The sequence below is a fragment of the Streptomyces sp. NPDC055078 genome (assembly GCF_053607985.1).
Genome location: NZ_JBSGUP010000523.1, coordinates 1 through 5,844 on the forward strand (window position 1 = coordinate 1; position 5,844 = coordinate 5,844).

The 5,844-nt window shown below is 68.8% G+C and carries 6 protein-coding genes; 4 read left to right on the top strand and 2 right to left on the bottom strand.

Features of this window, described 5'->3' with window-relative positions; translation table 11 throughout:
* Window positions 1-331 precede the first annotated feature (331 nt).
* Both ACWF94_RS31000 and ACWF94_RS31005 read left to right on the top strand, forming a co-directional pair.
* A complete protein-coding gene (locus ACWF94_RS31000; RefSeq protein WP_453495895.1) occupies window positions 332-724 on the top strand; it encodes a nuclear transport factor 2 family protein in 393 nt (130 codons plus the stop codon).
* Entirely contained in the window at window positions 721-1,602 is an 882-nt protein-coding gene (locus tag ACWF94_RS31005; protein ID WP_453495898.1) for a proline iminopeptidase-family hydrolase, read from the top strand. Before ACWF94_RS31000 ends, ACWF94_RS31005 begins: the two co-directional genes overlap by 4 nt.
* 126 nt (window positions 1,603-1,728) lie before the next feature.
* Here ACWF94_RS31005 and ACWF94_RS31010 read toward each other — a convergent pair whose 3' ends face one another.
* A complete protein-coding gene (locus ACWF94_RS31010; RefSeq protein ID WP_453495901.1) occupies window positions 1,729-2,469 on the bottom strand; it encodes a GntR family transcriptional regulator in 741 nt (246 codons plus the stop codon).
* Window positions 2,470-2,483: 14 nt separating this feature from the next.
* The gene (locus tag ACWF94_RS31015; protein WP_453495904.1) at window positions 2,484-3,011 is read right to left on the bottom strand and encodes a VOC family protein; all 528 of its coding nucleotides are present in this window, start codon (window positions 3,009-3,011) and stop codon (window positions 2,484-2,486) included.
* A gap of 225 nt (window positions 3,012-3,236) precedes the next feature.
* Between ACWF94_RS31015 and ACWF94_RS31020 the strand changes: the two genes are divergently transcribed.
* Together ACWF94_RS31020 and ACWF94_RS31025 are read left to right on the top strand one after the other, a co-directional pair.
* The gene (locus ACWF94_RS31020; protein WP_453495907.1) at window positions 3,237-5,384 is read left to right on the top strand and encodes an alpha-ketoacid dehydrogenase subunit alpha/beta; all 2,148 of its coding nucleotides are present in this window, start codon (window positions 3,237-3,239) and stop codon (window positions 5,382-5,384) included.
* On the top strand, window positions 5,384-5,844 hold a 461-nt coding region (locus ACWF94_RS31025), incomplete at its 3' end, for a biotin/lipoyl-containing protein (protein WP_453495910.1). The genes ACWF94_RS31020 and ACWF94_RS31025, both read left to right, overlap by 1 nt.

A 5,844-nucleotide genomic window follows, 5' to 3' on the forward strand; every position in this document is an offset into this window, starting at 1 on the left:
GGTGAGACGTTCGCCCGTCACTGGGCCGGCAGTCGCCGGAAGCAGCGACGCGGGAAAGCTCGGCCTCCTCCGCGTCACCGGTGGCCGCACCACCACCGCGCGTTCCTGAAACCCGCGATCCCGCCCGCACCTTTATTCACCCCTCCTGACCTGGGATTTTCCGCTGGATCGGAATTCCGCTGCCGGAAGCGACAGGGCAAGTCAAGCCTTACTTTTCGAGTAATTCTTCTCTACGTTGGGGATTCCGCGGCGCCCCCGGACCTCTGCATGGGGAACAACCGGCTCTCCGCAGCGGAATTTTCGGCAAGAGGCAGCGAAAGAGGACCTCACCATGGAGCGGAACATCAGGGAGAAGGCGATTCAATGCCTTCGGCACCTGGAAGCATATGAATTCGACGGGATGCGGGCGATGTGCACCGGCACGGCGACCGTGTGGCACAACGACGGGAAGGGGGACCAGTCGATCGATGAGAAACTGGAGCAGCTGAAACCCCTTGTCCCGGCGCTCGGCTCCATGCGGTACGAGATCACCCGCCAGTTCGAGAATCCGGGCGAGGTGTTTCAGCAGCAGATTCTCCGGCTGGCCCTGGCCGACGGGTCCCGCAGCGAGGTCCATGCCGCCATGTACTTCCGGTTCGACGAGGATCTCATCGACCGGATAGAGGAATACTCCTATGCCATGCCGACCGGTATGGAACCTGCAGAGGACGGGCGGCAGCCGTGAGTTCGACCGATATACGCGAAGGCACGGTTCCGGTGCCGGGAGGCAACGTCCGGTACCGCAGGGCGGGCAGCGGCGGGGTACCGCTCCTCATTGTCCACGGTGGGCCCGGATATCCGAGTGACCTTCTGTTCGAGGCATTCGAGCCGCTCGCCGGGGAACGCGAGATCATCTGGTACGACCAGCTCGGGGTGGGGCGTTCGGACCGGGTCGACGACATCTCGCTGCTGACGGTGGACCGATTCCTCGATGAACTCGGCGCGGTGACCGAAGGTCTCGGCCTGGAACGGCCGCATGTCTACGGCCACTCCTGGGGAGCCATGCTCGGCCTTCAGTTCGCCGCCGAGCGGGCGCCGGAGTGGACGAGTCTCATCTGCGCCAATGGACTGGCGAGCGTGCCGCGGTTCGAGAAAGAGGTCCGGGACCTGCTGGCGGAACTGCCGGGCGATGTGCTCGACCGTACCTACGGCCGCGAACTGCGAGGCGAGACCGGCGATCCCGACTATATGGTCGCCCAGGGGGAGTACCTGCGCGCGTGTGTGGTGCGTACCGCTTCGGTGACCCTGGACCCGGAACTCATGAGCCTGACGACGTTCCGGACGATGATCGGGCACGCCGACTACCATGTGACCGGAACCCTCAGGGACTGGGACATCTTCGCCGAACTCGAACGCATCAGGCTGCCGACGCTCGTACTCGGCGGCGAGTTCGACGAATGCGTTCCCTCGCACCTCGCCGATATCGCCGCGCGCATTCCGGACTCGGAACATGTCACTCAGGCCGGGGCGGCACATATGGGTTATCTGGAGAAGGAACCGCTCCGCCGCGAGTACGTCGGCATCATCCGGGACTACCTGGCACGGATCGAAGCCCGCGCATAGCCACCGCCCGGCGCGACGGCACCAGCCCCGGCGCGACGGCACCAGCCCCGGGCCGACGGCACCAGCCCCGGCCCGGGCACGCCATCCGCGAGGCACCGCGGGCCGGTCCCGCTCACCGTACGGGGGTCAGTTCGCCCTGGGTGGTGCCGTGTCGAAGAGTTCCGGGTGCTGTGCGAGTGCCAGGCGGGTGCGGCGGATGTGGCCCCGTATGACCAGGCTCGCCTGATCGTCGTCGCCCTCTCGCAGCGCGCGCACGAGCATGCGGTGCTCGTCGTGGACGACCGCGCTGCCGTGTTCTTCGAGCAGCCGGATGAAGGCGAGCCGGTACTGCTGGGTCATGTTCCACAGCCGCAGGACGACATCCGCGAGGACGAATGTCTCCGTGCCCGAGTACGACAGGTCGTGGAACTCCCGGTCCCAGTGCAGGAAGTCCTCGGGCGTGGTCGCCTGTTCCATCTGTGCCGCCAGCTCGTCCAGCCGGTCGAGCTTCGCGGCCGTCAGACCGGGCCGGCTCGCGCGGAGCAGGAGCGGCTCGATCTGCTCGCGCAGTTGGTAGACCTCCTCGCACTCGGCGAGGTTCAGCCGCGCGACCCACGCTCCGGAGTTCGCCACGAGGGTCACCAGGCCGTCCGCCTGGAGGATGTTCAGGGCGCCGCGCACGGGGATCCGGCTGGCCCCGTAGCGCGCCGCGACCTCCTCCTGGCGGATCCGGGTCCCGGGGGGCAGTTCCCCGGACAGGATCGCCGCACGCAGGCCGTCGGCGATGCGACGGCCCGCGTTGCCGTGTCGTCCGGTGCCTGACTCCTTCTCGTCCGGAAGGTCGGCCATGGGCTTGCTCAGGGCACGCAGGAAGACATGGTCGCTCACGGTGCAAAGCCTCCTCAGTCTGCTGGGCGGGTCGGGTTCCACAGTGTCACTGACGCGCCCGCTTCGTATGCCTTGCCGTGCGGAAAGCTGACCAGCTCCAACTGCATGCCCCAGGGACTGAGGAAGTAGACCCAGCGCTGCCCCGCGCTGGCGGCCGAGCTGGCGACCGGTTCACCGAGGACCCGGACGCCCCGGGACCTGAGATAGGCGACCGAGGCATCGAGGTCGTCGACGTAGAACGCCAGGTGGTGCCCGCCGATGTCGGTGTTGCGCGGCTGGGGGAGCTGACCGTCGGCGGACTCCCACTGGAAGACCTCGAAGTTCGGGCCGAAGCCGCAGCGGTAGAAGTACAGCTTGCGCATGATCGAGCGCGGGTGGACGTTCAGCTGCTCGGTCATCCACTCGTCGTGCTCGTGCACGAAGGGGCCGAGCTGATAGACGCGTACGCAGCCGATCACATCCGTGAAGAAGGCGTCCGCCTCCTCCAGGTCGGGAACGGTGAATCCGATGTGCTCGGTGCCCCGCAGGCCAGGCAGCGGCATAGGTGCTCCTCTCTTGTCCCCGCGAGCGCTCCGCAGGAGTATTGGATACAATATCTGGAGGTCATCGAGAGTATCTGGGAAAGATCGTCGCGTCGAGTATTGCGATTGGATCCTATCCGGTTTAAGTTCTGCATAGCTTCGACAGCGGAACAGTGCGCTGTCGCGCTCGGATGCCACGGAGGAGCCTTGTCACGCCAACGACGTTTGGACCCGATCCGTCCCTGGGTGGAGATTGCGGCCACGCAATCCGACTGGGGCAGAGCCGACCCGGGCCTGCTGCGCGGCATGCTCGCCCAGCTGCACCTCATCCGGGCCTTCGAGGAGACCGTGCTCGACCTCGCGGGTGAGGGGCTGGTGCACGGACCCGCCCATTCGAGCATCGGACAGGAGGGCGGGGCCGTCGGCTCGGCGATCACCCTGCGGACCACCGACGGCATCAACGGCTCGCACCGCAGCCACCACCAGTTCCTCGCCAAGGCCCTCACCCATGTGACCAGGGGCACCGCCGATCTGGCCGACCTCGTGGACGACGGCGTACGCACCGTGCTGCGCCGCACACTCGCGGAGATCCTGGGGCTCGCCCAGGGATTCGGCAAGGGGCGCGGCGGCTCGATCCATCTGCAGTGGCTCGAAGCCGGTGCGCTGGGCAGCAACGCGATCGTCGGCGGGGGAGTACCGCTCGCCGCGGGCAACGCCTGGGCCCAGCGCCAGGCCGGCACCGACGACCTGACCGTCACCTACTTCGGCGACGGAGCGGTCAACATCGGATCCGTACTGGAGACGATGAACCTCGCGGCTGCCTGGGACCTGCCCCTGTGCTTCTTCATCGAGAACAATCTCTACGCCGTCGCGACACGCGTCGGCGAGGTCACCCGGGAGGACCGGCTCTCCGGGCGCGGACTCGGCTTCGGCATTCCGTCGTGGCGGGTCGACGGGATGAACCCCCTCGCCGTGCACCTGGCCATGACCGAGGCCGAGAAGGTCATGCGCGACGGGGGCGGCCCGTGCATCATCGAGGCCGACGTCTACCGCTACTTCCACCAGAACGGCGGCTACACCGGCAGCGCCTTCGGCTACCGCACCAAGGAGGAGGAGGCGGCCTGGCGCGAGCGCGACCCCATCGCGCTGATGGAGCGGCAGCTGACCCGCCTCGGCCTGCTGGACGACGCCACGGCCGCCGGGGTGCGCGAGCAGGCACAGGGGGCGATGCGCCGGATCGTGGACGAACTGGTGGAGGCCGACCCCGACACCCGGGGCAAGCGGCGGATCGTTCCCGCGCTCTGGCCGGACCCGGCGACCGTCAACGACGGCCTGCGCGGTGACGCCCGCGAGCTGGCAGGCGCGCGCACTCTCGACCCGGCACTGTACGAGGGCCCCGTCGAGCAGAAACGCTTCGTCGAGGCGGCGTCCGACACCCTCGGACGCCGGATGGCCGAAGACCCGCGGGTCATCGTCCTCGGCGAGGACGTGCACCGCCTCGGCGGCGGCACCAACGGTGTGACCAAGCGGGCGCTGAAGGTCGCGCCCGACCGGGTCCTCGGCACCCCCATCAGCGAGAACGCCTTCGCCGGTCTGGGGGGAGGCATGGCCCTGGACGGCCGGTTCCGGCCCGTCATCGAGTTCATGTACCCCGACTTCCTCTGGGTCGCCGCCGACCAGGTGTTCAACCAGATCGGCAAGGCCCGCCACATGTTCGGCGGCGACAGCACCGTCCCCGTCGTACTGCGCACCAAGGTGGCCATGGGCAGCGGCTACGGCTCCCAGCACCTCATGGACCCGGCCGGCATCTTCGCCACCAACCCGGGCTGGCGGATCGTGGCCCCCTCCACCGCGGCCGACTACATCGGGCTGCTCAACACCGCCATGGCCCTTGACGATCCGGTCCTGGTGATCGAGCACGTCGACCTGTACGGGCTGCGCCAGGACGTCCCCGAGGGCGACCTCGACTATCAGCTGCCGCTCGGCCGGGCGGCGGTGCGCCGTACCGGCTCCGACATCACCGTCATCAGCTATCTGTCGATGGTGCACAAGGCGCTGGAGGCGATCGAGGAGTGCGGCGCGGACGCCGACCTGATCGACCTGCGCTGGCTCGACCGGGCCTCGATCGACTGGGACACCATCGGCGCGAGCATCCGCAAGACGAACGCCGTACTCATCGTCGAACAGGGCGCACAGGGAACCTCCTACGGCGGCTGGCTGGCCGACGAGATCCAGCGCCGCTACTTCGACTGGCTCGACCAGCCGGTCGAGCGCGTCACCGGCGGCGAGGCCAGCCCGCCCATCTCCCGGGTGCTCGAAGCCGCGGCCATCGCCCAGGTGGACGACATCACCGCCGCGCTCCGGCGCGGCCAGGCTGCCATGGGAGGCCACTGATGGCCCTCGTCGTACGCATGCCCGAAGTCCTGACCGGCATGGCCGAGGCCATCGTGCTCAGCTGGCATGTCTCGCCCGGCCAGGAAGTGTCGGTGGGACAGCCGCTCGTCGAGATCGAGACCGAGAAGGCCGCGGTCGACTACGAGGCGGAGGAGTCCGGCACGGTCGCGGGATTCCTGGTCGAGCCGGGCACGCCCGTCACCGTCGGTACCCCCATCCTGGTGCTGGCCACCGTCGGCGAATCGGCCGAGGAGGCGATGGCCGAGGCGTCCGGCGCCCCGGCAGCCCCCGGGGGCACGCCCGCCGGCACCGGGGGCGGTACTGCCGCCCAGCCGGCCCCCGCGGCCTCCGGCGGGGCGACCGGCACCCCGGCGAGCGTCCCGGTGCCGGCCGGCGGTTCCGCCGCTGGAGCCATCGCTGGAGTCGCTGCTGGGGCCACCATCCTGTACACCGCGCCCTC

Coding starts and splice junctions, on each gene's coding strand:
- ACWF94_RS31000 (WP_453495895.1), top strand. CDS start 332: ATGGAGCGGAACATCAGGGAGAAGGCGATTCAATGCCTTCGGCACCTG.
- ACWF94_RS31015 (WP_453495904.1), bottom strand. CDS start 3,011: ATGCCGCTGCCTGGCCTGCGGGGCACCGAGCACATCGGATTCACCGTT.